The following is a 24,241-nucleotide window of genomic DNA, read 5'->3' on the forward strand; positions in this document are numbered from 1 at the left end:
CGACCCGCCGCCCGGCCGTGGACAACCCGCGATTTGATCTTATCGGGAGGTGCCACACCGCACTAAACTCAACTGCAAATCTATCCAACTCAACTGCAAATCTATCCGTCGAACCGGGTCAACCTCAAACATATCGCAAAGGCTCAACAACCCCGTACGGGCATCATGCCCGCATCGCCTTCATAACCGATTCTGAACCGAGTAGCTTGATCACCCGCTTCATGTTGTACGCCAGCACGTGCAAGCTCATCTCCGTACTCACCCGCCCGATGGTCCGTGTCAGGAAATGAGTGGCGCCCATCCATGCCTTGATCGTGCCGAACGGGTGCTCGACAGTCTGTCGCCGGATGCGCATCATCTCAGGCGCATGATCAAGTCGCGCCTGCATCTCATCAAGAACAGCTTCGTGTTCCCAGCGGGTCACGCGACGTTGAGGACCCGGCGTGCAGTCCCCTTTTAGCGAACATTGCTGGCAATTCGAACTCCAGTACTTACTGAGCTTCAGGCCGCGCTCAACGGTCGAGAATCGCCAGATGAGTCGCTCGCCTGCTGGGCACCGATATTCGTTCGTCTTTGCGTTGTAAATGAAGTCTTCCTTGCCGAAGCGGCCATGAGCTGTTGCGCTCGATGTCACCGTCTTCGGAACAAACACACTATTAAAGTTCAACGTGAATCAGGCCCATACACCAACTCGCCTAATGGTGAACCGTCGCGGCATCCCCGTGATTTCAATGCAGATTACGACTGTAGTGCGATCCAGACACGACAAGGTTAAGCGGTCAGCTCGAACTGGACCGTCCCTATTTAATGCGGCGCAGCATGATTCGAATGCGGCACTTTTTTGTTGTCGCTTCACAAGCCTTGTTGGTAGGCGATCCCGCAGACTTTGCGGATCTGCAATCGATGCAGTCTCAGAAATCGCGGTTGCTGGTGCAAACTTTGACCCTGCCTCGTGCTTGCGACTTCGACGGTGATAGCGGCCGTTCGATCAATTTTTCCCCCGAACTTTGTTGTACGCCCATAGGTGGGCAGATCGTTGAGCGCGGCTATGGTGTCCGTGCTGCCGTTCATCTGCACGTTGTATTCCTTCGTGCCGATCTTCGCGGTGCCGCCCGGCAGGATCAGGTTCTGCGCGTTGACGGCGTTGACCACGTCGAGCGGTGCGAGGCCTTTGGCTTGCAATGCGCGCGGGTCGATATCGACCATGATCTGCCGGACCTTGCCGCCGAACGGCAGCGGCACCGACGCGCCTTGTACCGTCGCCAACTGAGTGCGGATCGCGCTGTTGCCGAGGTCGTAGAGTTGCTGTTCGGAGAGCGTGTCGCTGCGGAGAGCGTGTCGCTGGAGAGGCCGAGTTGCAGGATCGGCACCGTCGAGGCGTTATAGGTAATGATGTTCGGCGGCAGCGTGCCGGGCGGCAGCACGCGTAGGATCGATGCGGAGTTCGACGCTGCCTCGGCGATCGCGCGATTGATGTCCGCGCCCGGATGGAAAAAGATCTTCACCACCGAGACGCCGTTCAGCGATTGCGACTCGATATGCTCGATGTCGTCGACGTCCGAGCTCAGCGCGCGCTCGTAATTCGACGTGATGCGATTGGCCATGTCCTGGGCGGAAAAGCCGTTGTACGTCCAGACGATGCTGACCACCGGGATATCGATGTTCGGGAAGATATCGGTCGGCGTGCGCAGTATCGCAAGCGGGCCGACGATAAGGATCAGTACGGCGAGGACCACGAAGGTATAAGGGCGGCGCAGCGCGAGCTGGACGATCCACATGACGGGTTCCTGAAATGAGGCCATGAAGGCACGGCGTTCCTGCGCTGTCAGAGCGCGTGACGCGGGCTTCGCGAGTCAGGAGTGTGATGGTGCGGCCCTTATGGGCTGCGGTCGGCTAGATTACCGTTCTGTTATCTGGTGTTGATGGGAACGTGCGGTGACGTGAGGACTCACGCGCGATCTATCGATCGTGGCCGGCCTCGCGTCTATGGAGACGGTTCAGGAAGACACCGGCGACCCGACCACCCATGGCAAGCGCGCTGCCAACGCGCCGCGCTTCCAGGCGAATGCGTTCCTCGTTTGCCGCGTTCCGGGCGTCCCTGATGTCGCAACGTCTTACCAGGCTCGCGGCCAACCTGACAGTGCGCGTTCGGCTATTCCAGGCGCGTTTCTGAGCCGGACTCCGCGTCCCGGTTCGAAGGCGCGTGATCGGTACGCCTTTCGCCGAGATCGAACTGCCGTCGCGCCGATTCCATTTCCGCCATATGCGCTTCCACCCAGTCCCAGATCCCACAGATCTTGTCGAGCAGACTGCGTCCTAGCGGCGTCAACTGATAGTCGACACGAGGCGGTATCACGGGATGCACATAGCGCGTGACGAGACCGTCGCGCTCGAGTTGCCGCAAGGTCTTCGTGAGCATCTTCTGACTGACGCCCCCCACCTCGTCGCGTAGCCGCGAGAAACGCATCTCGCCATGGGTGCCCAGCGCGTCGATCACGAGGATCGTCCACTTGTCGGCGATCTGCTCGATGACGTTGCGCGCGAGGTCATCGGTTTTCTTCTGTGGGTTCTCGGCGGCGTGAGGGCCGTCGTAGCAATTTGTTTCCATGGGGAAAGTATGGAACCTTCAGGTGCCTTCTTGTGATCGCCGGATCCGGCTGAAATAATCGACTCGCCTGCCCGTCCTTTGGGCACGTCGCATTTTCTCGGACCGCATTCGACATGGATGCGGCGCTTTAACCAGAGAGCATCGCATGACTATTGAAACAATTGAAGTTGAGGGTTTATCGACGCCTGTATCGCGTATCGGCCTGGGCACGTGGGCGATCGGCGGATGGATGTGGGGCGGCACTGATGAGAAGGACTCGATTGCGGTGATCCGCCGGGCGCTCGACAGCGGCGTGAACCTTATCGACACGGCGCCGGCGTACGGCTTCGGCGCGTCGGAGGAAATCGTCGGCAAAGCACTGGCCGATGGATATCGCCACAAGGCAGTCATCGCGACTAAAGTCGCTCTCGAATGGCAGGACGGCAAGGTATTTCGCAATGCTTCGCCGGAGCGCATTCGTCACGAAGTAGAGGATACACTTCGGCGCTTGCGGACAGATTACATCGATCTATACCAGGTTCACTGGCCCGATCCGCTCGTGCCAATCGAAGAGACGGCCGCGGTGCTGAACGACCTACGCAAGGAAGGCAAGGTTCGCGCTCTCGGCGTCAGCAATTTCTCTGCGGCGCACATGGACGCGTTCCGCCGCGTGGCGCCGCTGTCCACCACGCAGCCGCCTTATAACCTGTTTGAACGCGACATCGACCGCGATGTGCTGCCTTATGTGAAACAGCATGGGCTGGTTGCACTCGCCTATGGCGCACTGTGCCGCGGATTGCTGGCAGGGCGCATCGGCGCCGAGACGCGTTTCGAGGGTGACGATCTGCGTCAACATGACCCGAAGTTCCGTGCGCCGCGTCGTCAGCAGTATGTCGACGCTGTGAAAGCACTGGACGTCTTCGCGCGCGATAACTTCGACAAGTCGGTGCTTGCGCTTGCAGTGCGCTGGGTGCTGGACCGCGGCCCGACGATCGCGCTGTGGGGTGCGCGCCGTCCGTCGCAACTGGACGGACTCGAAGCCGCGTTCGGCTGGCGACTCGACGACAAGGCCTTCGCGCAAATCGACGCGATCGTCTCGCAATTCGTCAAGGACCCGGTAGGCCCGGAGTTTATGGCGCCGCCGCAACGTGTTCTGGTGTCGTGAAAGGAGTGTATTGAACATGCGAACCCATCGACGAACTTTCATTGTGCATACCGTTGGCGCCGCGGCGCTGGCAATGACCGGCGGCACGGCGTGGGCCGCGCCCACGCAGCTTCAGGAAAGCGATCCGGCCGCGCAGGCGCTCGGCTACCGGACCGACGCATCGCGCGTCGATCACGCGAAATATCCGCGCTTCAGCGCCACCCAGCGCTGCTCGAATTGCCAGTTCTATCAGGGCAAGCCAGCCGACACGAGCGCGCTTTGCGCGCTGTTTGGTGCGAAACAGGTGAGCGGCGCGGGATGGTGCAACGCCTATCAGGCGAGAGCCTGATAGGCTTGGGCGGGTAAAGCGATACGGCGCATGACGACTTCGTGCCGTTCGCGTCGACTACGAGGAATCAGCTGATGGAACTCATTGTGAACGGCGTTCATCACAACGTCGATGCGGATGCGAATATGCCGCTGCTGTGGGCAGTCCGTGATCTGCTCGGGCTGCACGGTACCAAGTTCGGTTGCGGGGTCGGCGCGTGCGGCGCATGCACGGTCCATCTGGACGGTGTCGCTGTGCGTTCGTGTGTGACCGCACTGGCGGATGTTCAGGGCAAGCCCGTCACGACCATCGAGGGACTCGGCAAAGGCGGCGATCACCCCGTGCAGCGCGCGTGGAAAGCCGCCAATGTGCCGCAGTGCGGTTACTGCCAGCCTGGACAGATCATGCAGGCCGCGTCGTTGCTCAAGCAGACGCCGAAGCCGAGTGACGAGCAGATCGTCGAAGCGATGTCCGGCAATGTTTGCCGCTGTGGCACCTATCAACGCATCAAGGCCGCCATCAAGGCGGCAGCGTCGGAGGCGTGATGGGCGAAATCGTCAATCTGAGCCGGCGCGGGGTGTTGAAAGGGACTTTGGCAGGTGGGGTTGTGCTGGGCTTGCAGATCGGCGGCGCGGGTACCGCACTCGCGGCGAGCGTGCTGTCATCCGCGAATGGCGCTAAAGCGGCTTTCGCACCGAACGTGTACGTCTCGGTCGCGCCGTCCGGCGAGATCATTCTGGTCGTGCATCGTTCGGAGATGGGGACCGGTATCCGCACCAGTCTCGCGATGATTCTTGCGGACGAACTCGATGCCGACTGGAACACCGTCAAGGTCGTGCAGGCGCAAGGCGATGCGAAGTATGGCGACCAGAATACCGATGGCTCGCGCAGCATCCGCCAGTTCTTCCAGCCATTGCGCGAAGCAGGCGGCACGGCCCGGCAGATGCTCGTGGCGGCGGCCGCCGTGCAATGGCGCGTGGCGCCGGCGACCTGCCACACTGAGCCGGGTCATGTCGTGCATGCGGCGAGCGGGCGGCGCGTGGCCTACGGCGCGCTCGCAACGGCGGCGGCGCGTCAGCCGGTGCCGGGCCGTGACACGCTGCATCTGAAAGACGAGGGTACCTGGCGCTATATCGGCAAGTCGCTGCCGATCGTCGATCTCGACGACATCGTCCACGGCCGGGCGACGTACGGCATCGATGTCGTGTTGCCCCGAATGACGTACGCGTCGATCGAACGTTCGGTGGTCTATGGCGCGACGCTCAAGAGCGTCGATTCGACCGAAACGATGAAAGTGCCCGGCGTGCTGCATGTGGTCCGCATTCCCGCTGCGCCGTTGCCCGCCGGTTTCCAGCCGCTGGGCGGCATCGCGGTGGTGGCAACCAGCACCTGGTCTGCGATGCAAGGGCGGCGGAAATTGAGGCTCGACTGGGACCTTGGGCCGAATGCATCCTATGACAGTCAGGCTTATCGCAAGGCGCTCGAGGACACCGCGCGGCAGCCGGGCAAAATCGTTCGCAACAACGGCGACACAGCGGCTGCGCTAAAGAGCGCCGCCCACCATGTCTCGGCGGACTACTATGTGCCGCACCTGGCGCACGCGGCGATGGAGCCGCTCGCCGCGACCGCGTCCTACGCGAACGGTGCGGTTGAAGTATGGACCGCGACGCAGAATCCACAGCAGGCTCGCACGACCGTGGCACAGGTGCTCGGCTTGCAGGAGCCGGCCGTGACGATCAATGTCACGTTATTGGGCGGCGGCTTCGGCCGCAAGTCCAAGCCTGACTATGTGGCCGAGGCGGCCTTCCTGTCACGCGAGGTTGGCGCTCCCGTGAAGCTCACGTGGACTCGCGAAGACGATGTGCACAACGACTATTTCCATGCGGTGTGCGCCCAGCACATGGAAGGCGGGCTCGATGCGCAAGGCAAGACGGTCGCGTGGTTGCACCGCACGGTGTTTCCGTCGATCAGTTCGACATTCAAGGCTGGTGTCCGTTACGGGGCGGCGGGTGAACTGGGGCAGGGCGTGACCGACATGCCTTACGACATCGCCAACGTGCGGTGTGAGAACGGCGCCGCCTCTGCACACACGCGCATCGGCTGGTATCGATCGGTGTACAACATTCCCCACGGCTTCGCATTAGGGTCGTTCGTCGATGAACTTGCCGCGGCCGCGCGGCACGATCCGGTGCAGCACCTGCTCACGCTGCTCGGCACGCCGCGGCATGTCGATTTGCATGCACTAGGGGTCGATTACCCAAACTACGGCGCGTCGATCGACGAGTATCCGATCGACACCGCCCGCTATGCGGCCGTGGTTCGCGCGGCCGCCGCGCGCTCCGGGTGGTCGACCGTATTGCCGGCGCGGCACGGGCGCGGGATTGCGGTACATCGCAGCTTTCTGAGTTACGTGGCGGCGGTCGCGCATGTGCAGGTGGCCGACGACGGTTCGGTGCGTGTGACACGCGTCGATCTGGCCGTCGACTGCGGGCGCATCGTCAATCCCGATCGGGTTATTGCGCAGTTCGAGGGTGCGGTGGTGATGGCGCTCGGCAACACGTTATACAGTGAACTCACTTTCCGGAACGGCGCGTCGGAGCAATCGAACTTCACGGACTACCAAGTTGCCCGTATCGATTCCGTTCCCGAGACACACGTGTATATCGTGCCGAGCGATGCGCCGCCGGGCGGTGTTGGCGAGCCGGGCGTGCCGCCGACTTCAGCGGCCATCTGCAACGCGATCTTCAATGCGACCGGCCAGCGCATTCGTGCGTTGCCGGTGGATACGTCGCTGCTGAAACGGGCGTAGCGGCGCAACGCATCGGTTGCGGCGGTATTGTGTTGCGAAATGGCCATTTGCAGCGCGGTGCCTCCGCGTGCGTCGACATGATTGACGTTCGCTCCGTGCGCCACCAGCACCGCAAGCATATCGAGCCGGCCGAACAGCGCAGCAAACGATAGCGCCGTTTCCCCTGCGTTGTTGGTTTGATCGATAGGGCAGCGCGTCCCGAGCAATATTTGCGCAATGTTCGTTTCGCCCTTGAAAAGCGCACCCATCAACGCGGTATTGCCGTGCTTGTCGGCGGCGCATGCGTTGGCGTGTGCGGCAAGAAGCGCCTTTAGCGTGTCCGGGTGATTGTCATACGCGCTAAGAATGAGCGCCGTATATCCGTCAGGCGTTGCGGTTTCGATCGGATAGTGTGCGTCGATCAGCAATTGAACGATATCGGTGCGCCCTTCGCGCGCCGCGGCGAACCAATCATCGGTGTATCCCCGCGCGTCGACCGTGCCGGAATACGTTGCTGGCCGACAAACGTGCTCCGCACAACTCGCGGTCAGGAGTGCGGCTATCGCTGCCACGGGTGCGTTTCGAACTACTCGCCGCGCAGTAGAGAAACCTCGCATGACATTCTCCGTCGGAAATCGTATTCAGGCAACACGGGGCCTACTGGCTTCAGTTATTGCCAAGGTGCGACGCCATATCCTGCACGCGTGAGAGATCCGCATGTGTGGCGCGCGCGAGGCGGGTACCGTAATCGGAATCAGCCTTGTAGAAGTACGACAGCATCGTGTACTTGTTCGCGTCGTTTGTTACACGGCCCAGATCGCCCGACAATGCCGTGACCCGATCCGCCTTGTTGGCTTCAGGTAGCGTCCGGTAGAACTCGCCAGCCTGACGGAAGTCGAGCGTCTTGTGGATCGCCATTTGCTGCGTCGTTCCGCTGAGCGGCGTCTGCACGGACTTGTACCTGGCCTGCTGCGAGATCTCCGCTACCCGGGTCATTCTGCACGGACTCTCTCTGTTTAATTTGGACCGGTAGCCGTCAATGCGCTCGATACAATTTCCGCACTACTGCGATGCGGCTTGCGTATGGCCGCTAACCTCGCAGCCGGCATCGGGTTCGATGCCGATAAAGTAGAGCATGGAGATCAGTACCAACGCCGCGACAAGCAGAAACGCGACCCGGAAGTCAGCGAGCGAAAGCTGCGCGTGGCCGCCATGTATCAGGACTGCAGCATGCAGCGCGATCGCACCGAATGCGATGCCTAGACCGATGGTCATCTGCTGGACCATGCTGAAAAACGTGCTCGCCGAACTCATCCGCGCCGACGGCACGTCCGCGAATGCGAGCGTGTTGATGCTGGTGAACTGCATCGATCGGCATAGCCCGCCGATCAGCAGCACCAGCATGATCAGCGTGCGTGGCGTGTCCGGCGAGAGTAGGGCGCACAGGGCGATGGTGGCGGCAGTGAGCAGGCCATTCACGATCATTACCTTGCGAAAACCAAAGCGCTTGAGAATGGGCATGGTGACGGTCTTCATGGCCAGATTGCCGGCCGCGTAAGCGAGCACGAGCAAACCGGCGGCGAACGCGTTCAGCCCGAAACCGAGTTGGAAGAACAGCGGCAACAGGAAGGGCGAAACGCTGACCGAGACGACATACAACGAACCTCCTTCGAGGGTCAAGCGAAAGGTCGGGATTCGCCACGGCGCAAGATCGATCAGCGGATGTTCGGCACGCCGGAAATGCCGTACCGCGAAGGCCGCGGCGACCATGCCAGCCGTCAGGGCTGCGACCGTGATGTGCCAGTCGCCATATGGTTGCCCAACGAGTTCCATGCCATACATGAGGCAGGTTAGCGCGACTCCGCTAAGCACGAATCCGGGCACATCGAACGGCCGGCGGCTGGATTCGCGGTAGTTCGGAATGAACGTGGCGGTCAGCACCAGACCCAGCAGACCGATCGGTACGTTCAGCAAAAAGATCCACCGCCAGCTGAAATAGGTCGATATAAAGCCGCCCAGCGCTGGACCCAGCACCGGTGCGGCCAAGCCGGGCCAGGTAATGTATGCGATCGAGCGCATCAGATGACGCTTCTCAGTGCTGCGCAGCACCGCGAGCCGGCCTACCGGCACCATCATTGCACCGCCGAGTCCCTGCAGGATCCGCGCGACCGTGAATTCGACGAGACCGTTGCTGAGTCCGCAAAGTATCGAGGCGCCCGTGAACACGACGATGGCGCTACCGAACACAGAGCGTTGCCCAAAGCGATCCGCCACCCAGCCGCTGATCGGGATGAAAACCGCGAGCGCGAGCAGATAGGCGGTCATGCCGATACTCAACCTCACGGGCGTGACGCCGAACGTAGCGGCCATGTGGGGCAGCGCCGTCGCAATCACCGTAGCGTCGAGGTTCTCCATGAAATAGGCACTGGCGACGATCAATGCGATGACGACCGATTGACGGCTTGACAAAGACATGAGCGGAGAACCGATACGGGTTGAGTGGCAGACTCGCAAACGCCTTGGCACGAGTGTTTGCCGATGCCGGCAGTCACAGATGAAGCTCGCTTCGCGATGGCACTGAGATAGTGCATGGCTAGACCGGGAGCATGGCGACACCGGTTCATGCTTGCGGACGATGTACTCTATCAAATCATAAGTCGTCATGTGAAGACGTATTTGAAAAGCCGGTTCACAAGGGAGGGGCATGAAGGCAGGGATGGCGCCGATCAAACGGCCGATAAAAAACGCCACATCGCGATTTCCTTTACAAACAGGCAAATACACCAGCTTGCATGCTGGATCGACGTCGAGCCTGTTCATGGAAATGTAGTCGTCAATTGACGATTTAATTTATCGGCGATATCCTCGTTGCCAATGCGATGGCTGAAGCAGTAGCTATCCCACAGGGTGAACAGCGCCGCGCACGCGGCTGGAGCGACTCATGAGCAGCGTCAAGCGAATCGGGAATGGCCGCCGTCGATTGCCTCGGTTATCGGCGGGCGGGGCTGTCGCGGGTTGCCTGTCATCGCCCGGAATCGCAGCCTGAGTGCGCAGGCGCAACGCGTATGAAGCCCACCGCATTTTCGTATCACCGGCCGAGCACGCTCGACGACGCGCTGTCGCTGCTTGCTCTTCACGGTTTTGACGCCAAGCTGATCGCCGGAGGACAAAGCCTCGCGCCGATGATGATTATGCGCTTCGCGCAACCGGCGCACCTGGTCGATCTGAATGCGCTGCCTCAACTCAAGGGCGTCACGCTTGAACCCGATACGCTAGCGGTCGGCGCAATGACGCGCCATCACGAGCTGGCCACCAGCAACGCAGTGCGCGCTGCTTGCCCGCTACTGGCTGAAGCGGCGGCGACGATCGGACATTACGCGATCCGACAGCGCGGGACGCTCGGCGGCAGTCTCGCGCATGCGGACCCCGCGGCGCAATTACCGCTCATTGCGAGCACGCCAGGCGCAAGGTTTGACGCCGGGCCTTGAATTTCACCTGACTTACGACCCTCCGGCCATGACCTATTCGAATGCGGCTCATGGATGCGAGATCGAGGTGGACGTCTTGACCGGCGCCATCCGTATCGCGCGTTACGTCGTCGCCGAAAACTGCGGCACGCTGCTCAATCCCACCGTGGTGGAAGGGCAGCAGCATGGCGCCGTGGCGATGGGACTGTCGGGCGCGCTGTTCGAGCAGATGCGTTACGACGACTCGGGACAGAACGTGAGCGGCTCACTCGCCGACTACCTGATCGCTACTTCAACTGAATTGCCCAACTTCGAGATCATCCCGCTGCATACGCCTGGCAAGTCGACGGCGGCCGGCATCAAGGGGATGGCCGAAGGCGGGGTGATGGGAGCGATCGGCGCTTTGACCAACGCGGTCAATGATGCGCTTGCGCCATTTGGCGTCGTTGCCGACCGTCATCCACTGACTCCCATGCTATTGCGCGACTTGCTGCGCGACAAACTCTGAACGGACCAACCATCATGAATCAATCTACAGGCAAACCCGCGATTGGTTTTATCGGCCTTGGCATCATGGGTTTCTCGATGGCCTCGCGGCTCGCCGCCGCCGGCTATCCGCTGCATGTCTATAACCGTACGCGTGCGAAGGCTGAGCCGCTCATCGAGGCCGGCGCGACATGGCAAGCGACCCCGCGGGCGCTCGCCGAAGTATCGGACGTCGTGTTCACGATTGTCGGCACCCCCGCGGACGTCCGCACACTATATCTGGGCGACGACGGTCTGATCGCGCATGCGCAGCGCGATGCGGTGCTGGTCGACATGACGACGTCGAGTCCAAAACTGGCCGAAGAGTTGGCCGCGCACGCCGCTGAGCGCGGGGTGCACATGCTGGATGCGCCGGTATCGGGCGGCAACATCGGTGCGCGCGAAGGGCGCCTGTCGATCATGGTCGGCGGCGCAAGCGCTGTGCTCGCACGCGTGGAACCGATGTTGCGCTGCCTCGGCACCAACATCGTCCTGCAAGGCGGCCCGGGTGCGGGTCAGCACACGAAGCTGTGCAATCAGATCGTCATTGCGTCGACGATGATGGGCGTGTGCGAAGGGCTCGCCTATGCGCACAGCGCCGGGCTGGATGCCGACACCGTATTGAGCGCGATTGGCGGAGGTGCGGCGGGTGGATTCCAGCTGAACAACCTGGGGCCGCGCATTGCCAAGGGCGATTTTGCGCCCGGTTTCTTCATCGAGCATTTCATCAAGGACATGCGGATTGCGCACGAGGAAGCGCGGAGCATGGGACGTGAATTGCCGGGTCTGGAACTGGTGCGCGTAATGTACCGGGAGTTGGCCGAGCGGGGCTGCGCGCGCAACGGCACGCAGGCGCTGTTCAAACTCTACGAGCGCTGAGCGGCGGCGATGAAGCTGACAGATCAAACCATCCTGCCCGTGCCCCCTGAAGCCGCATGGCGTGCATTGAACGATCCCGTAGTACTCGAAGCATGCCTGCCTGGGTGCAAAGCGCTGAAGAGGCTCGACGACAACGTCTACTCCGCGCTCGATTGAAACGCTCGGTGTTTGTTGTCGGTCGCTGTCATGGTCTTGTCATTCCGGTCGGGTGAAATGAATTCGCAGTCGTGCATGGTAGAGCGCGGACCGTGATGAAGCCATCACGGTCGTGCTCGCGGAATCGGCCGGGTGGATCTTTCCCTAAACATCTAGACGTTTAGACGAAAGCGCGGCCAGCAACCGCTTTCTGGGCCGGCAGGAAACGCCCATGAAGCACGAGCGTCGCTTTCTGCCGGGCGGAGCGTCGAGATCGCGGACGCAACAGCACGACTCATCGCGTCGAATCACGACCAACGCTGCGTCGTACAGCAGCACGCTAAAGCCGACACACATACGGAGCATGTCGATGCTGATCAGGAACGCTCGCGTCGTCACGCGGGACGAGGAATTTACGGGAACCTTGCGGATTGAAAACGGCGTCATTGTCGACCTTGAACGGGGCACGACGTCGGCGGCCGAAGCCGAAGACTGGAACGGTGACTATCTGTTGCCGGGCCTGGTCGAACTACACACAGACAATCTCGAGAGGCATCTGGCGCCGCGGCCGGGCGTGAGATGGAATATCGACGCGGCGTTGGTGATTCATGACGCACAGGTGGCCGCGGCGGGCATCACAACCGTATTCGATTCGCTCAGGATCGGCGCGCGTTCGGACGTCGACATGCACAGCCGGGATCTTCAGACGCAGTGCGTGGAGGCACTCGCGCGCCTGTCCGCGTGCGAGTTGCTGCGTGCCGAGCATTTCCTCCACCTGCGCTGCGAAATCGCCGCCCCCGACGTCGTGAATGTATTCGATTCACTGTGCACGCATCCATTGCTGCGGCTCGCTTCGGTGATGGATCACACGCCGGGCCAGCGCCAATGGCACGATCGGGATCAATGGCGTCGCTGGCAGGAACGGCACGGCAAATTGACCGACGAACACTTCGCCGCCGTGATTGCTGTGCTTTCAGACGGACAGGAACGTTTCGCCGACCGGCACCGTCGCGAGATCGTTGTGCGCTGCATGGAGCTCGGCGTGCCGGTGGCGAGCCACGACGACACCGTAATCGAGCATGTTGAACAGGCAGCGGCCGAAGGCATCGTCCTGGCGGAATTCCCAACCACCCGCATCGCCGCGCAAGCCGCACGCGAACACGGCATCGCAACGATTATGGGCGCGCCGAACGTCGTAAGAGGCGGATCGCACTCGGGCAACGTCTCGGCAATCGAACTTGCGCAAGCCGGACTGCTCGACATCCTGTCCTCGGACTACGTGCCCTCGAGCCTGTTGACCGCCGCCTTCGAACTGGTCGGCAAGGCCGGCTGGACGCTGCCGCGCGCGATGGCAACGGTATCCGCGCAACCCGCGCGCGCAGTCGGGTTGGACGACCGCGGCGCGATCGCCCCCGGTTTGCGTGCCGATTTTGTGCGCGTGCGGATGCACGATGCGCTGCCTGTCCCCCGCGCGACGTATCGGGCAGGCGAGCGCGTCGTCTGACGGACGGAACAAAGCAATCCGTTGTTGAATCGCCTGGCATGTACGAAACATAAATTGAGGAAAATATGAAGGTCTCCAAAATTCTATCTGCCGCGGCTCTGGCCGTGAGTTTTGTCTCCGTTACGGCACATGCAGCTGGTACGTGTCCGAACGATGGCGTGGTTCGCTTTGGTGTCGAACCATACGAATCGGCCCAGCGCATGCTGCCGGTCTATACGGATCTCGCCAGGATGATCGGCGACAAGCTTGGCTGCACGGTGCAACTTTACGTCGCAACCAGCTATAACGCCGAGATCGAGGCAATGCGCAACAACAAGCTCGAATTCGGCGAATTCGGTCCCCTCGGCTACGTGCTCGCGCACCAGGTCGCGCACGCTGAAGCCGTCGCCACGTTCGCCGGCGAGCAGGGCAAGCCGGCCACTTACTACGCCTCCATCGTCACGTGGCCCGGCTCGGGCATCAAGACGCTGGGCGACACCAAGGGTCGCTCGTTCGCTTACGCCGATCCGGCGTCGACGTCCGGCCATCTGTTTCCCGCCTTCGGACTGAGCAAGAACGGCATCGATCCGGACAAGGGCGTAAAAGCGGTCTACGCGGGCAGCCACACGGCGTCGTTCGAGGCGCTGCGCAACCACAAGGTCGAAGCGGGGGAGCTGAACAGCGAAGAAATCGCCAGCGCCAAGCTACACAACGAATTCGATCCTGCGGCTTACGTGACGCTGTGGAAATCGGAACCGATTCCGCTCGACCCGCTGGCCGTGCGCGGAGACTTGCCGGCGGATTTCAAGGCCCGTCTGGCCAGTGTGCTGAGTTCGCTCGATCTACGCCAATTACCGGAAGCCGATCAGAAGTTCCTGGCATCGAACGAGAACCCGGAACTGAAGACGGTGCCGCAAACGGATGCTGCTTATAACCAGATCCGCGATCTGGTTTCGACTCTTCACATCGACCTGGCAAAACTGTGAGCACTCTGTCCAGCACCTCGGGCGGCGTCCCGATAGATTCGGCGAGCCGGTTTTCAGCCGGCGTGTCGAGCCTACCCGGAGCAGCACTCCATACGACGCGTGGGCCCGGCGTAAAGCTGGCTGTCCGTGATCTGACGATGCGTTACGCAAATGGCCACACTGCGCTGCGCGGCATGAATGTGTCGGTCCACGCCGGTGAGCTGGTCGTGGTGCTGGGCAGCAATGGCAGCGGCAAGTCGACCTTCATGAAGTGCGTGGTCGGACTGAATCGGCCGACCGCCGGGTCGGTCGAGGTGGCTGGGCGCGATCTCGCCGCACTGTCGGGCAAAGCTTTGCGTGAGGCGCGTCTGCCGCTTGCGTTGATCTCGCAGAACGCCAATCTCGTGAAGCGGCGCAGCGTGCTGGCGAACGTCTGCTGCGGCGCGCTCGGCCGACACCGGACGCTGGCAACCGCGCTGGGTCGGGTGCCTCGCGAGGAGATCGATCCGGCGCTGTCCTATCTGGACGAGGTCGGCTTGCTGCATCTGGCGCGCCAGCGCGCCGGCACGCTTTCGGGCGGACAGGCGCAGCGCGTGGCGGTGGCCCGCGCGCTGGCCCAACGTCCTCACGTCTTGCTCGCCGACGAGCCGGTCGCCAGTCTGGACCCCGAAGCGGCCGACGAAGTCATGCGGCTGCTGCGCCGCCTCGCCGACGAGGACGGTCTCGCGGTGGTGTGCGTACTGCACCAGCCCGAACTGGCGACGCGATATGCCGACAGACTGATCGGTCTGCGCGGCGGCCTGCTTGAATTCGATCGGACGGCGTCGGCCGTCTCCCGTCAACAGATCGCGAGCCTTTATTTGGCCGAGGCGTCATGAGCAAGGTTCTTGAAATGCGTGCATCGACGGGCTCGTCGAGCAGCCGGACCATCTGGTCGGTGTGTGCCGCCGTCGTGCTGTTCGCGCTGTTTGTGCAGGCGTGGATCGTCGTCCAGGCCCGTCCGCAGGATCTGGTTACCGGTGCCCACGGTATGGTCGACATTATTTCGCGCGCCTTGCCGCCGGCGTTCGATCAGTTCGTCCCGAACTTGTGGCCGGTTCTCGAAACGATCGACCTGGCGATTTTCGGCACGGTGTTCGGGGTGCTGCTCGCCTTTCCGCTGTCGATTCTGGCGGCCGCGAATGTCACACCGGCGCTGCCCCTGTACTACGCCGCGCGCGCGCTGATCGGCGTCACCCGGGCAGTGCCCGATCTGGTCTGGGCACTGTTGTTCGTCACGGCGGTCGGGCTGGGGCCGTTTCCGGGCGCACTTGCGCTTGCGGTCCATTCGGTCGGCATGCTTGGGCGGCTGTTCGCGGAAGTAATCGAAGACATGGATATGGGCCCCGTCGAAGCGTTGACGCTGACCGGTGCAGGGCGCCTGCAGGTGTTAAGCCATGCTGTCGTGCCGGGCGTGTTGCCCTCGCTGCTCGGCATTGGGCTGTTCCGCTTCGACGAAAACCTGCGCTCGTCGCTCGTGCTCGGCTTTGTTGGAGCAGGCGGAATCGGCTTCCAGTTGCTGACTGCAATGAACCTGTTCCAGTACCAGACGGTGTCGTTCCTGTTGATCGCCACCTTCGTCCTGGTCGTCTGTGCCGAACGCGTTTCCGCTTACCTGCGCAGCCGTGTCACCTGAACGCGGGCCGCTCACCTGCGTCGCCGTCGCTCTACATGCCCTGGCGCGATCGTCATGGGAAGTGCGCAGCCGGCGGCCCAGGGCTCTCCTCATCATTGAAGCACGAGAATCGATATGTTGATCAATCATGGCGTCGGCGTCGATCCGTGGGCGCTCGGTCGCGTTCTGTCGGAGCATCCGGAAATCCATCCAACGGCGGTAGTTCGCGCCAGCGACTTTGGCCGTTACACCTATCTCGGTCCGCGCAGCCATGTCGCCGAATCCGTCATCGGCGACTACGGCTATGCGATGGGTGACAATCAGATCGCCCACGCACTCATTGGCAAGTTCGCCAATATCGCCACCGGCGTACGCATCAACCCGCCCAATCATACTTCGTGGCGTGCGACCCACCATCACTTTACCTATCGCTCCCGATCGTACGGATTGTCTCTCGACGACGACGTCGACATCTTCCAGTGGCGGGCCCAGGAGCCAGTCGAGGTGGGTCACGACGTGTGGCTCGGCCACGATGCCATCATCATGCCCGGCGTGACGATCGGCACTGGCGCCGCGGTCGGCTCAGGAGCCGTTGTGACCAAGGACGTACCGCCGTTCGCCATCGTCGTCGGGGTGCCGGCGCGGGTGCTGCGTTTTCGCGTCGACGCGCGCACCTCGGAGCGCATGCAGCAGATAGCCTGGTGGGACTGGAGCGCCGAGCGCATTGACGCGGCATTGGCCGATTTTCGTGGGCTCACGGCGGCCGAGTTCGTGGAGAAGTACGACGGGCAAAAGTGAATGAATGGCCAAGCGGCCGTTTCTCCGCGACGGGCGGAGCCTTGCACGGCCCTAATGGTGCGTTGCCCAGACGAGGGTGCCAACGGTCGTCGCTTCAATCACCTGGTCTCGACGTGCCCGTCTCTATGGATGTGTCACGTGGAATTCCCAGGTTAGATCCTTCAAATTAACGGAACAGTCTCAAATGGAATTTCGCCAACTTGGCCGCTGCGGCCTCAAGGTTTCGACGCTGACGCTTGGGACGATGCTGTTCGGCGATCCGACCGACGAAGCAACCGCGGCACGTATCGTCGACCAGGCGCATGAACAAGGCGTCAACTCGATCGATACCGCCGACGTCTACGCTGGCGGTGAATCGGAGCGTGTCGTCGGGCGTTGCATCGCCGCCCGGCGCGATCGCTGGGTGCTGGCGACCAAATTTGCCAGTCCATTCGGCGATGGTGACGTCAATGCGCGCGGCGCGTCGCGCAAACACATGGTGCGAGCCGTTGAGGTCAGCCTCAAGCGCCTGAAGACGGACTATATCGATCTGCTTTACCTCCACGCTGAAGATCACGACACGCCGGTCGATGAAACGGTGCGCGCGCTAAATGATCTGGTCCAGGCCGGCAAATTGCGCTACTACGGCCTGTCGAACCATCGCGCATGGAAGATCGCCGAATTCAGTCATACCGCCCAGGCACTGGGTCTCGCTGCCCCGGTAGCCAGTCAGCCGCTCTACAACCTCGCGAATCGGCAAGCCGAGGCCGAACAGCTGACAGCTGCGCACCGTTACGGCCTCGGCGTGATTTCGTACAGCCCACTCGCTCGCGGCGTGCTGACCGGCAAATACGAATTGGGCGTGACGCCCGCGGCCGATACGCGTGCAGGGCGCGGCGACCGCCGCTTGCAGCAGGCCGAATGGCGGCCCGAATCATTGGAGCTGGCACGGCGCGTTCGCGAGCATGCAGAGGCGCGTGGACTGAGTGCCGGACAATTCGCACTCGCTTGGGTGCTCAACAGCAGCTATATCAGTTCAACCATCGCCGGACCACGCACCGTGGCGCAATGGGACGATTATCTGCCAGCCTTGAGCTATCGCCTGAGCGCCGAAGACGAAGACTTCGTCGACTCGCTCGTCACTACGGGCCACCCTTCGACGCCCGGGTTCAATGATCCCAAGCATCTTTTCTTTGGGCGGATTCCCCGGCACGGTTCGTAAGCCGGACACGTACAAGAGAATTTCTAGAGTCGCGGCATTCCGAAGAGATTCCGCCACATCGGACTGCTACGCATGCTATCGACAGCGTGCGCAACCGGGTCACCCTTCCGGTTGCGCCCTGTGCAGGCCTTCAATTTGCGCCCTGTGCCATCGTTGTCGCGACGAGTGCCCGCGTGGCAGCCACCTGGGCGAGTTCATCGCTCGACCATCCGCCGCCCAGCGCATGCAGCAGTTGCACGTTGGCACTTAGCTGGCGTGTCTGGATATCGAGCACGCTGCGTTGTGCTTCGAGTGCGACGGTCTGCGCCTGCACGACATCGAGGTAACCTACAGTGCCTTGGCGATATTGGCGCAACGCCAGATCGACCGAGTACTGCGCGGCATTCGCGGCATCCTTTTGCTCGCCAAGCGCGGTGCCGAGATACGACAGCAGCGCAAGGTTGTCTTCGACCTGCTGGAATGCCGACAGAACCACGCTGCGGTAGCGGTCTCCGGCTTCCTCGGTTGCCGCCTTCGCGGCATCGAGCTGCGCATGACGGTAGCCGCCGTCGAAGACGTATTGCACGAGCTGCGGGCCGATCGCCCAGAACAGATTGGGCGCGCTAACCAGTCCAGCATAGGCGGCGCTTTGCACACCACCCTGCAAGCTCAGCGTGATGTCCGGGAAATATGCCGCGCGCGCGACGCCAATCTTTGCGTTAGCCTCGGCAACCCGGCGTTCCGCTGCTGCGACGTCGGGGCGACGTTGCAGCAGCGTCGAGGGCAGGCCGGTTGGAATCGCCGGCAACGCGATGGCGGCGGTCTGCTGCGGCAGGCTGAATTCGGACGCGGAAGTGCCGACCAACACGGCAATCGCGTGTTCGATGAGCGCTCGTTGCGCGAGATTCTGCGACAACTGGGACTTCGCCGACGACAATTGCGTTTGAGCCCGCGAAACGTCGAGGCCCGCCACGATCCCGCTGCCATGCAGCGTCTGCGTGAGTTGCAGCGCTTTCGCATACGCCATGACCGTCTCGTTCAGCAGCTCGGTCTGCTGGTCGAGGCCCCGCAAACCGATGTAATTGTCTGCGAGTGCCACTTGCAGGGCCAGTTTCACCGAAGCCAGATCGGCTTTGGTCGCCTGAGCCTCATCCTTGCCGGCCACCACGGAGTCACGCACGCGGCCCCACAGGTCGAGGTCGTAATTGACTTCGGCGCCGAGCGTGACGGAGTTGTAGTCGTTCGGGCCGCCCACGCGCAACGGCCGGTCGTCGGACTGGCGAACGCGCTGCGGCACGGCGCTTGCGCTGATGGTCGGATACAGTCCCGACGCGACCTGCGCGACGAAAGCCTGCGCTTGCGCATAGTGCGCGTACGCGGCGCGCAGATCGGTGTTGTTTGCCAGTAGACGCGCTTCGAGATCGTCGAGTTGCGCGTCGCCATATATTTTCCACCAGCCGTTACGGTCTATCCGGTCGGCAGGCTGAGCGGCGGTCCAGGGACCAACGGTTTTGTATTGCGCCGCTATCGGCGCCGAAGGCAGCTGATATTGCGGCGCGAGCGAGCAGGCGGATAGCGCCAGAACGCCCGTTAAAATCGCGACAAGTCCAGGCTTAACCATGTGCGGTCGCCTTCCTGTCAGTGGCCGGCGCAACCTGCACGCCGTCGCCGTCGGCGAGTCCATCGGGCGGCGTATCGATCACGCGATCGTTGGCGGCGAGTCCCGAGCCGATCTCCACCGAGTCGCCCAGATCGCGGTCGATCTTCACCTGCTTGAACAGTACGTGACCGTTCGCACCGAGCGTGGCGACCACGACGCCGCGGCTATCGAACACGAGCGCGCTAGCTGGGACCCGAAGTGAATCGGCGGACGCGGGCAACGTGAATTTCAGGCTGGCGAAACCGCCCGGCAGCAGCTTGCCGTTGGCATTGTCGACCAGCAGCTGCACCAGCGTCGTTCCCGAACTCGAATTGACGGAGTCTGCCGCTGCTATCACGCGCGCGGTGAAATGCTGGTCGGAGTACTCGGGAACGGTCAGGGTCGCGGTCGTGCCATCGTGGATCGCGGGAGCGTAGTTCTGCGGTACCTGAACATACACACGCAATTGCTTGACCTCGGAGACCGCGAACAGCTCCTGGCCGACGCCACCGCTACCGGCGTTCACCAGCGCGCCGACGTCGGTGTCGCGCGCGGTCACCACGCCGTCGAACGGCGCGACGATCCGCGCGAAGGCCTTCGTAGCGACGAGGCGATCGACGTTGGCCTTCGCGGCCGCCACGATCGCCTCCTTCGCGGAGTAATCAGCAGTGCGTTGGTCGACGTCCTGCTGGGCCACGGAATCGGTGCCTCTTAGCGCCTCCCAGCGCTTCGCCGTCGTACCCGCTACGACGGCATTCGCCTGCGCGCTCTGCAGATCGGCGCGTGCCTGAAGGAGCTGCTGGTCAAGCTCGGGTGTTTCGATTTCGGCGAGCACTTGACCCGCCTTGACCGGCGCGCCGATATCGACGCTCCATGATTTCAGGTAGCCGCTGACCTGCGCGAAAATCGGCGCCCGCGTGAACGCTTCGAGCCGGCCGGGCAGTTGCAGTGAAGGTCCGTTGGGGTCGCGCATGGGCTGGATCAGATTGACTGTCGGTACGGCCTGAGCCTCCGTCCAGGTTTTCAGCTTGCGGGCGTCGACGGCTCGCAGCGCGACACCGCCAACGACGATGCCTAAGGCGACCAGCAGGCCGATCACACCCGCAACCCGAAGCGGACGGCGCGATGGCGTATTAGTGGGAAAAGCGGTTTCAGACGACATGTGCAGGATCTCCCGGGACGGATGCTGGGGTCGCCGCGCGCCCTGGGCGCGCGTGAACAATACAGAAGATGACGGGGACCAGGAACAGCGAAGCCGTGGTGGCAAACATCAAACCGCCGATCACGGCGCGGCCGAGCGGCGCGTTTTGCTCACCGCCCTCGCCGAGAGCGAGCGCCATCGGCGCCATGCCGATCATCATGGATAGCGCGGTCATGAGCACCGGGCGAAAGCGCGTAAAGCCCGCTTCGAGCGCCGCCTTGAACGGATCGCCATGGACGGCAAGACGTTCGCGGCAGAAGCTGACGACCAGAATCGAATTGGCAGTCGCCACCCCCATGCACATGATCGCGCCAGTGAGTGCGGGTACGGAGAGCGTCGTGTGCGTCGCGAACAGCATCCAGACGATACCCGCCAACGCCGCCGGCAATGCGCTCACAATCACGAACGGATCGGCCCACGACTGGAAGTTGACGACGATCAGCAGATAGATCAGCACCACTGCGCCAAGCAGGCCGAACAACATGCCGGCAAAGGCGCTGTTCATCGTCTGCACCTGACCCAGCAGCGCGATGCTCGAGCCCTTCGGCAAGGTGCTGGCGTTCTGGTGCACGACGCGCTGGATATCGGCCGACACCGCGCCGAGGTCGCGGTCCTGGGTGGTCGCGAAGATCTCGACCATGGGCTGGATGTTGTATTGGCTGACGACTTCGTTGCTGGTGGTGCGATCGACCGTTGCCAGACCGCCGAGGATCTGGGCGGTGCCTCCACCGCTGGCGGTGATCGGCAGATTTTGCAATGCTGCTAGTGAATCGAGACTGTATTGCGGCGTTTGCATCACGATCGGATACGACACGCCGTTCGCGTTGTTCAGCCAGTACGTGGGCGCAACCTGGCTCGAACCTGCGAGGTTCACCACCATACTGTTCGTCACGTCGCGCTCGGTGATGCCGAGTAACTGTGCACGCGTGCGGTCGACATCGACGTTGAAGGTGGGGTTGCCGTGCGACTGCGCGATCCGTGCATCGACCACGCCGGGCACGTCGCGGACCGCGCGCAGCAGACGGTCTGCATACGCATAGTTGGCGTTCAGGTTGTTGCCGCGGATCTGCAGGTCGATCGGCGCCGGCGAGCCGAAGTTAAGGATCTGACCGATGATGTCCGCCGGCGGAAAAGAGAACGTGACTCCAGGGAATTGGCGCGGCAATCGTTCACGCATGATTCGGACATACTCGTCGGTCGGACGATGCCCTTCGTTCAGCGCAATCTGGATGTCGCCGTCCTGCGAACCGACCGTCCCGGTGTTGTTGTACGCGGTATTGATGCCGCTGACCGGCAGACCCATATTGTCGACCACCGTGCCGAGATCGGATGGCGGGATGATCTGCCGGATTGCGCCTTCGACATTCGCGAATATCTGCGCGGTCTTTTCGACGCGAACCCCGACTGGTGCGCGCACATGCATCAGGATCTGCCCGGCATCGACCGCCGGGAAGAAGTCGCGGCCGAGCAAGGGCGCGAGGGCGAACGAGAGCGCGACGAAGCCGAGGAAGCAACTGACGAACGGACGCCGATGGTTCAGCGCGAGTTCGAGTAACCCGCGATACACGCCACGCACCGTTTCAAAGCGTGCTTCGAAGCCGCGCTGGAAGCGTCCGAGCGGACCCGGACGCTGCGCCTCATCGGCATGCTCACCCTGCGCATGCGGTTTCAGCAGGTATTTGGCCATTGTCGGCACGAGGGTTCTCGAGAGGATGAACGACGAGATCATCGCGAAAATGACGGCCTCCGCCATCGGCACGAACAGGAAGCGCGCCACGCCGTTCAGGAAGAACATCGGCACGAACACGATGCAGATGCACAGAAGAGAAACGAACGCGGGTGTGACGATCTGCGCGGCGCCATCGAGGATAGCGGTCTCCACCTCCTTGCCGTGCTCGAGATGCCAGTTGATGTTCTCGATCGTCACGGTCGCATCGTCGACAAGAATCCCGACCGCTAACGCGAGACCGCCGAGCGTCATGATGTTCAAGGTTTCGCCCAGTGCGGAGAGCGTGGCTATCGAGCCAAGGATGGCCAGTGGGATCGAGGTTGCGATGATGATCGTCGAACGCCAGCTGCCGAGGAACAGCAGAATCATCAGGCTGGTGAGCACGGCAGCGATCACGCCTTCGCGTGCCACACCGGTGATGGCTGCGCGCACGAAGATCGACTGGTCGCCGATCGGCTCGACATTCAGGTTATCGGGCCACGATGCTTTCCCGTTGGCGATTTGCTGTTTGATGCCGGAGATGATCCCGAGCGTCGAAACCGAACCGTTCTTGAGTACCGACATCAGCACCGAACGCCGGCCGTTCACGTGAACGATATTGGTTTGCGGCGGACTGCCGTCGCGAACATTCGCAATGTCACGAATCGCGACCGTCGTGCCATTGACCGCCTTGACCGGTAGATCGCCCAAGGTCTTGATTTCCGAGGGCGCGTTGTTGAGTTGCAGCGTGTATTCGTAGTCGCCGATCTTTTCCGTGCCGACCGGCGTGATCAGGTTCTGACCCGCCAGGGCATTGGCGACGTCCTGCGCGGATAAGCCGCGCGCCTGCAGTGCCGCAGGATCAATGTCAATCTGCACCTGGCGTGTCTTGCCGCCGAAAGGGTAGGGAACCGACGCACCGGCGACAGTCGTGAGAACGGGACGCACCGCATTCAGACCGAGGTCGCCCAGCTTCTGCTCGGACAGCCCCTTGCCGGATAGCGCCAACTGGATGATCGGTACGGTCGACGCGTTGTAATTGAGGATCAGCGGCGGCGTAGTGCCCGCGGGCAACTGCCGCAACTGAGTTTGCGCGACCGCGGTCACTTGCGCGTTCGCCGTGCTGATATTCACGCCCGGCTGGAAGAAGATCTTGATGATCCCAAAGCCGGCGACCGATTCCGCCTCGATGTGTTCGACATCGTTCACGGTGGTAGTCAGCGTGCGTTCGAACGGCGACGTGATCCGACCGACCATCTGGTCCGGCGGCAGCCCCGTGTATTGCCACACCACGCTGATCACCGGGATTCTGATATCGGGAAAAATGTCGGTGGGCGTCTTCATCGCGGACAGTGGCCCGATGATGAGGATGAAGATCGCGAGGACGATGAAAGTGTAGGGGCGTCGGAGCGCGACACGAACTAGACCGAGCATGAGAATTCCAGGGCTTGGAGGAAACGTAAGAGCATCTTGGAGCGATCTCGCGCGATGTACGGCCGACCTCGGCCGCAGTTCTTAAGCCTGACACACTCATAAAACACGGTTGAGCCAGCGACATGTTTGGCTGTGACGGATGGCGCAACGTTTGAGAGGGCCATCGAGGGTTCTCGTGGCTCGTTTCAGACGGCATTCAAAGGGTTGGCTGCGTTCTAAAGGCGAGGTCTTCGCGTTACTGCCGTATCGTTCAGGATGATCGTCACTTACCTCTCGGTGAAGATCGCTTTAGGTGGAGAGTCAAGCGACGATTCACGGATGACATG

General features: G+C 62.1%; 19 protein-coding genes and 4 pseudogenes. 14 read left to right on the forward strand and 9 right to left on the reverse strand.

The features are described 5' to 3' along the window. Positions 1-163: 163 nt before the first annotated feature. The 3 genes and pseudogenes from F6X40_RS34540 to F6X40_RS34550 all read right to left on the reverse strand — a co-directional run. Positions 164-655: pseudogene (locus tag F6X40_RS34540) on the reverse strand (transposase); the annotation flags it as partial. A gap of 371 nt (positions 656-1,026) precedes the next feature. Further along, positions 1,027-1,778 (reverse strand): annotated as a pseudogene (locus tag F6X40_RS34545) (efflux RND transporter permease subunit); the annotation flags it as partial. Positions 1,779-2,152: 374 nt separating this feature from the next. After that, the gene (locus F6X40_RS34550; protein WP_187630934.1) at positions 2,153-2,608 is read right to left on the reverse strand and encodes a winged helix-turn-helix transcriptional regulator; all 456 of its coding nucleotides are present in this window, start codon (positions 2,606-2,608) and stop codon (positions 2,153-2,155) included. A 145-nt stretch (positions 2,609-2,753) separates the two neighbouring features. On the opposite strand from F6X40_RS34550, the gene F6X40_RS34555 reads away from it, so the two are divergent. The 4 genes from F6X40_RS34555 (at position 2,754) to F6X40_RS34570 (ending at position 6,868) form a co-directional block, all read left to right on the forward strand. Further along, on the forward strand, positions 2,754-3,752 hold the full coding sequence (locus F6X40_RS34555) for an aldo/keto reductase (RefSeq protein WP_187630935.1): 999 nt from the start codon (positions 2,754-2,756) through the stop codon (positions 3,750-3,752). Positions 3,753-3,768: 16 nt separating this feature from the next. Continuing rightward, positions 3,769-4,080 carry a high-potential iron-sulfur protein gene (locus F6X40_RS34560; protein ID WP_184062627.1) on the forward strand — a complete coding sequence of 104 codons (312 nt, stop codon included), beginning with the start codon at positions 3,769-3,771 and terminating at the stop codon, positions 4,078-4,080. Positions 4,081-4,151: 71 nt separating this feature from the next. Beyond that, positions 4,152-4,604 (forward strand): (2Fe-2S)-binding protein, encoded by a 453-nt coding sequence (locus tag F6X40_RS34565; protein WP_026226223.1) that lies wholly within the window; start codon positions 4,152-4,154, stop codon positions 4,602-4,604. After that, entirely contained in the window at positions 4,604-6,868 is a 2,265-nt protein-coding gene (locus F6X40_RS34570; protein WP_187630936.1) for a xanthine dehydrogenase family protein molybdopterin-binding subunit, read from the forward strand. The genes F6X40_RS34565 and F6X40_RS34570 overlap by 1 nt, the downstream gene beginning before the upstream one ends. Here F6X40_RS34570 and F6X40_RS34575 read toward each other — a convergent pair. The 3 genes and pseudogenes from F6X40_RS34575 to F6X40_RS34585 all read right to left on the reverse strand — a co-directional run. Next, positions 6,868-7,464 (reverse strand): annotated as a pseudogene (locus tag F6X40_RS34575) (ankyrin repeat domain-containing protein); the annotation flags it as partial. The gene F6X40_RS34570 and the pseudogene F6X40_RS34575 sit on opposite strands and share 1 nt — an antisense overlap. A gap of 49 nt (positions 7,465-7,513) precedes the next feature. Further along, positions 7,514-7,828, reverse strand: a pseudogene (locus F6X40_RS34580) (catalase-related domain-containing protein); the annotation flags it as partial. Positions 7,829-7,909: 81 nt separating this feature from the next. Beyond that, complete coding sequence (locus tag F6X40_RS34585; RefSeq protein WP_187630956.1) at positions 7,910-9,322, reverse strand: DHA2 family efflux MFS transporter permease subunit; 1,413 nt, start codon at positions 9,320-9,322, stop codon at positions 7,910-7,912. Positions 9,323-9,912: 590 nt separating this feature from the next. Between F6X40_RS34585 and F6X40_RS34590 the strand changes: the two genes are divergently transcribed. From F6X40_RS34590 to F6X40_RS34635, 10 genes are all read left to right on the forward strand, one after another. Continuing rightward, positions 9,913-10,335: an FAD binding domain-containing protein gene (locus F6X40_RS34590; protein WP_262421658.1), complete on the forward strand. Its 423-nt coding sequence runs from the start codon at positions 9,913-9,915 to the stop codon at positions 10,333-10,335. Positions 10,336-10,363: 28 nt separating this feature from the next. Beyond that, positions 10,364-10,822 (forward strand): molybdopterin cofactor-binding domain-containing protein, encoded by a 459-nt coding sequence (locus F6X40_RS34595; protein ID WP_262421659.1) that lies wholly within the window; start codon positions 10,364-10,366, stop codon positions 10,820-10,822. Positions 10,823-10,836: 14 nt separating this feature from the next. Continuing rightward, positions 10,837-11,718 (forward strand): NAD(P)-dependent oxidoreductase, encoded by an 882-nt coding sequence (locus F6X40_RS34600; RefSeq protein ID WP_187630937.1) that lies wholly within the window; start codon positions 10,837-10,839, stop codon positions 11,716-11,718. A gap of 9 nt (positions 11,719-11,727) precedes the next feature. Further along, positions 11,728-11,874, forward strand: a complete 147-nt coding sequence (locus F6X40_RS34605) for a CoxG family protein (RefSeq protein ID WP_187630938.1) — start codon at positions 11,728-11,730, stop codon at positions 11,872-11,874. A 349-nt stretch (positions 11,875-12,223) separates the two neighbouring features. Next, a complete protein-coding gene (locus F6X40_RS34610; RefSeq protein WP_187630939.1) occupies positions 12,224-13,357 on the forward strand; it encodes an alpha-D-ribose 1-methylphosphonate 5-triphosphate diphosphatase in 1,134 nt (377 codons plus the stop codon). A 65-nt stretch (positions 13,358-13,422) separates the two neighbouring features. Further along, entirely contained in the window at positions 13,423-14,322 is a 900-nt protein-coding gene (locus F6X40_RS34615) for a phosphate/phosphite/phosphonate ABC transporter substrate-binding protein (protein WP_184062620.1), read from the forward strand. Positions 14,323-14,495: 173 nt separating this feature from the next. Next, positions 14,496-15,179: a phosphonate ABC transporter ATP-binding protein gene (locus F6X40_RS34620; protein ID WP_260330459.1), complete on the forward strand. Its 684-nt coding sequence runs from the start codon at positions 14,496-14,498 to the stop codon at positions 15,177-15,179. Positions 15,180-15,193: 14 nt separating this feature from the next. Continuing rightward, complete coding sequence (gene phnE / locus F6X40_RS34625; protein ID WP_262421664.1) at positions 15,194-15,976, forward strand: phosphonate ABC transporter, permease protein PhnE; 783 nt, start codon at positions 15,194-15,196, stop codon at positions 15,974-15,976. 114 nt (positions 15,977-16,090) lie between these two features. Then, positions 16,091-16,753: a DapH/DapD/GlmU-related protein gene (locus tag F6X40_RS34630; protein WP_187630940.1), complete on the forward strand. Its 663-nt coding sequence runs from the start codon at positions 16,091-16,093 to the stop codon at positions 16,751-16,753. Positions 16,754-16,937: 184 nt separating this feature from the next. Beyond that, positions 16,938-17,954, forward strand: coding sequence for an aldo/keto reductase (locus F6X40_RS34635; RefSeq protein ID WP_187630957.1), 1,017 nt, complete (start codon positions 16,938-16,940; stop codon positions 17,952-17,954). Between the two features lie 130 nt (positions 17,955-18,084). Here the strand turns inward: F6X40_RS34635 and F6X40_RS34640 are convergent, their stop codons facing one another. From F6X40_RS34640 to F6X40_RS34650, 3 genes are read right to left on the reverse strand one after another with little or no spacing between them, the layout of a single operon-like run. Continuing rightward, positions 18,085-19,554 carry an efflux transporter outer membrane subunit gene (locus tag F6X40_RS34640; RefSeq protein ID WP_184062613.1) on the reverse strand — a complete coding sequence of 490 codons (1,470 nt, stop codon included), beginning with the start codon at positions 19,552-19,554 and terminating at the stop codon, positions 18,085-18,087. Then, positions 19,547-20,734, reverse strand: a complete 1,188-nt coding sequence (locus F6X40_RS34645; RefSeq protein WP_187630941.1) for an efflux RND transporter periplasmic adaptor subunit — start codon at positions 20,732-20,734, stop codon at positions 19,547-19,549. The genes F6X40_RS34640 and F6X40_RS34645 overlap by 8 nt, the downstream gene beginning before the upstream one ends. Next, positions 20,724-23,915: an efflux RND transporter permease subunit gene (locus tag F6X40_RS34650; protein WP_187630942.1), complete on the reverse strand. Its 3,192-nt coding sequence runs from the start codon at positions 23,913-23,915 to the stop codon at positions 20,724-20,726. The genes F6X40_RS34645 and F6X40_RS34650 overlap by 11 nt, the downstream gene beginning before the upstream one ends. Between the last annotated feature and the right edge of the window lie 326 nt (positions 23,916-24,241).

This window comes from Paraburkholderia sp. UCT31, assembly GCF_014397655.1.
In the GTDB taxonomy this organism is placed as follows: Bacteria; Pseudomonadota; Gammaproteobacteria; order Burkholderiales; family Burkholderiaceae; genus Paraburkholderia; species Paraburkholderia tuberum.

Excerpts from the sequence above, each read along its gene's own strand:
- F6X40_RS34635 (WP_187630957.1), top strand. The coding sequence starts at position 16,938 with ATGGAATTTCGCCAACTTGGCCGCTGCGGCCTCAAGGTTTCGACGCTG.
- F6X40_RS34560 (WP_184062627.1), top strand. The coding sequence starts at position 3,769 with ATGCGAACCCATCGACGAACTTTCATTGTGCATACCGTTGGCGCCGCG.
- F6X40_RS34555 (WP_187630935.1), top strand. The coding sequence starts at position 2,754 with ATGACTATTGAAACAATTGAAGTTGAGGGTTTATCGACGCCTGTATCG.
- F6X40_RS34550 (WP_187630934.1), bottom strand. The coding sequence starts at position 2,608 with ATGGAAACAAATTGCTACGACGGCCCTCACGCCGCCGAGAACCCACAG.
- F6X40_RS34570 (WP_187630936.1), top strand. The coding sequence starts at position 4,604 with ATGGGCGAAATCGTCAATCTGAGCCGGCGCGGGGTGTTGAAAGGGACT.
- F6X40_RS34650 (WP_187630942.1), bottom strand. The coding sequence starts at position 23,915 with ATGCTCGGTCTAGTTCGTGTCGCGCTCCGACGCCCCTACACTTTCATC.
- F6X40_RS34610 (WP_187630939.1), top strand. The coding sequence starts at position 12,224 with ATGCTGATCAGGAACGCTCGCGTCGTCACGCGGGACGAGGAATTTACG.
- F6X40_RS34585 (WP_187630956.1), bottom strand. The coding sequence starts at position 9,322 with ATGTCTTTGTCAAGCCGTCAATCGGTCGTCATCGCATTGATCGTCGCC.
- F6X40_RS34620 (WP_260330459.1), top strand. The coding sequence starts at position 14,496 with ATGAATGTGTCGGTCCACGCCGGTGAGCTGGTCGTGGTGCTGGGCAGC.
- phnE (WP_262421664.1), top strand. The coding sequence starts at position 15,194 with ATGCGTGCATCGACGGGCTCGTCGAGCAGCCGGACCATCTGGTCGGTG.
- F6X40_RS34630 (WP_187630940.1), top strand. The coding sequence starts at position 16,091 with ATGTTGATCAATCATGGCGTCGGCGTCGATCCGTGGGCGCTCGGTCGC.
- F6X40_RS34590 (WP_262421658.1), top strand. The coding sequence starts at position 9,913 with ATGAAGCCCACCGCATTTTCGTATCACCGGCCGAGCACGCTCGACGAC.
- F6X40_RS34615 (WP_184062620.1), top strand. The coding sequence starts at position 13,423 with ATGAAGGTCTCCAAAATTCTATCTGCCGCGGCTCTGGCCGTGAGTTTT.
- F6X40_RS34605 (WP_187630938.1), top strand. The coding sequence starts at position 11,728 with ATGAAGCTGACAGATCAAACCATCCTGCCCGTGCCCCCTGAAGCCGCA.
- F6X40_RS34640 (WP_184062613.1), bottom strand. The coding sequence starts at position 19,554 with ATGGTTAAGCCTGGACTTGTCGCGATTTTAACGGGCGTTCTGGCGCTA.
- F6X40_RS34595 (WP_262421659.1), top strand. The coding sequence starts at position 10,364 with ATGACCTATTCGAATGCGGCTCATGGATGCGAGATCGAGGTGGACGTC.
- F6X40_RS34645 (WP_187630941.1), bottom strand. The coding sequence starts at position 20,734 with ATGTCGTCTGAAACCGCTTTTCCCACTAATACGCCATCGCGCCGTCCG.
- F6X40_RS34600 (WP_187630937.1), top strand. The coding sequence starts at position 10,837 with ATGAATCAATCTACAGGCAAACCCGCGATTGGTTTTATCGGCCTTGGC.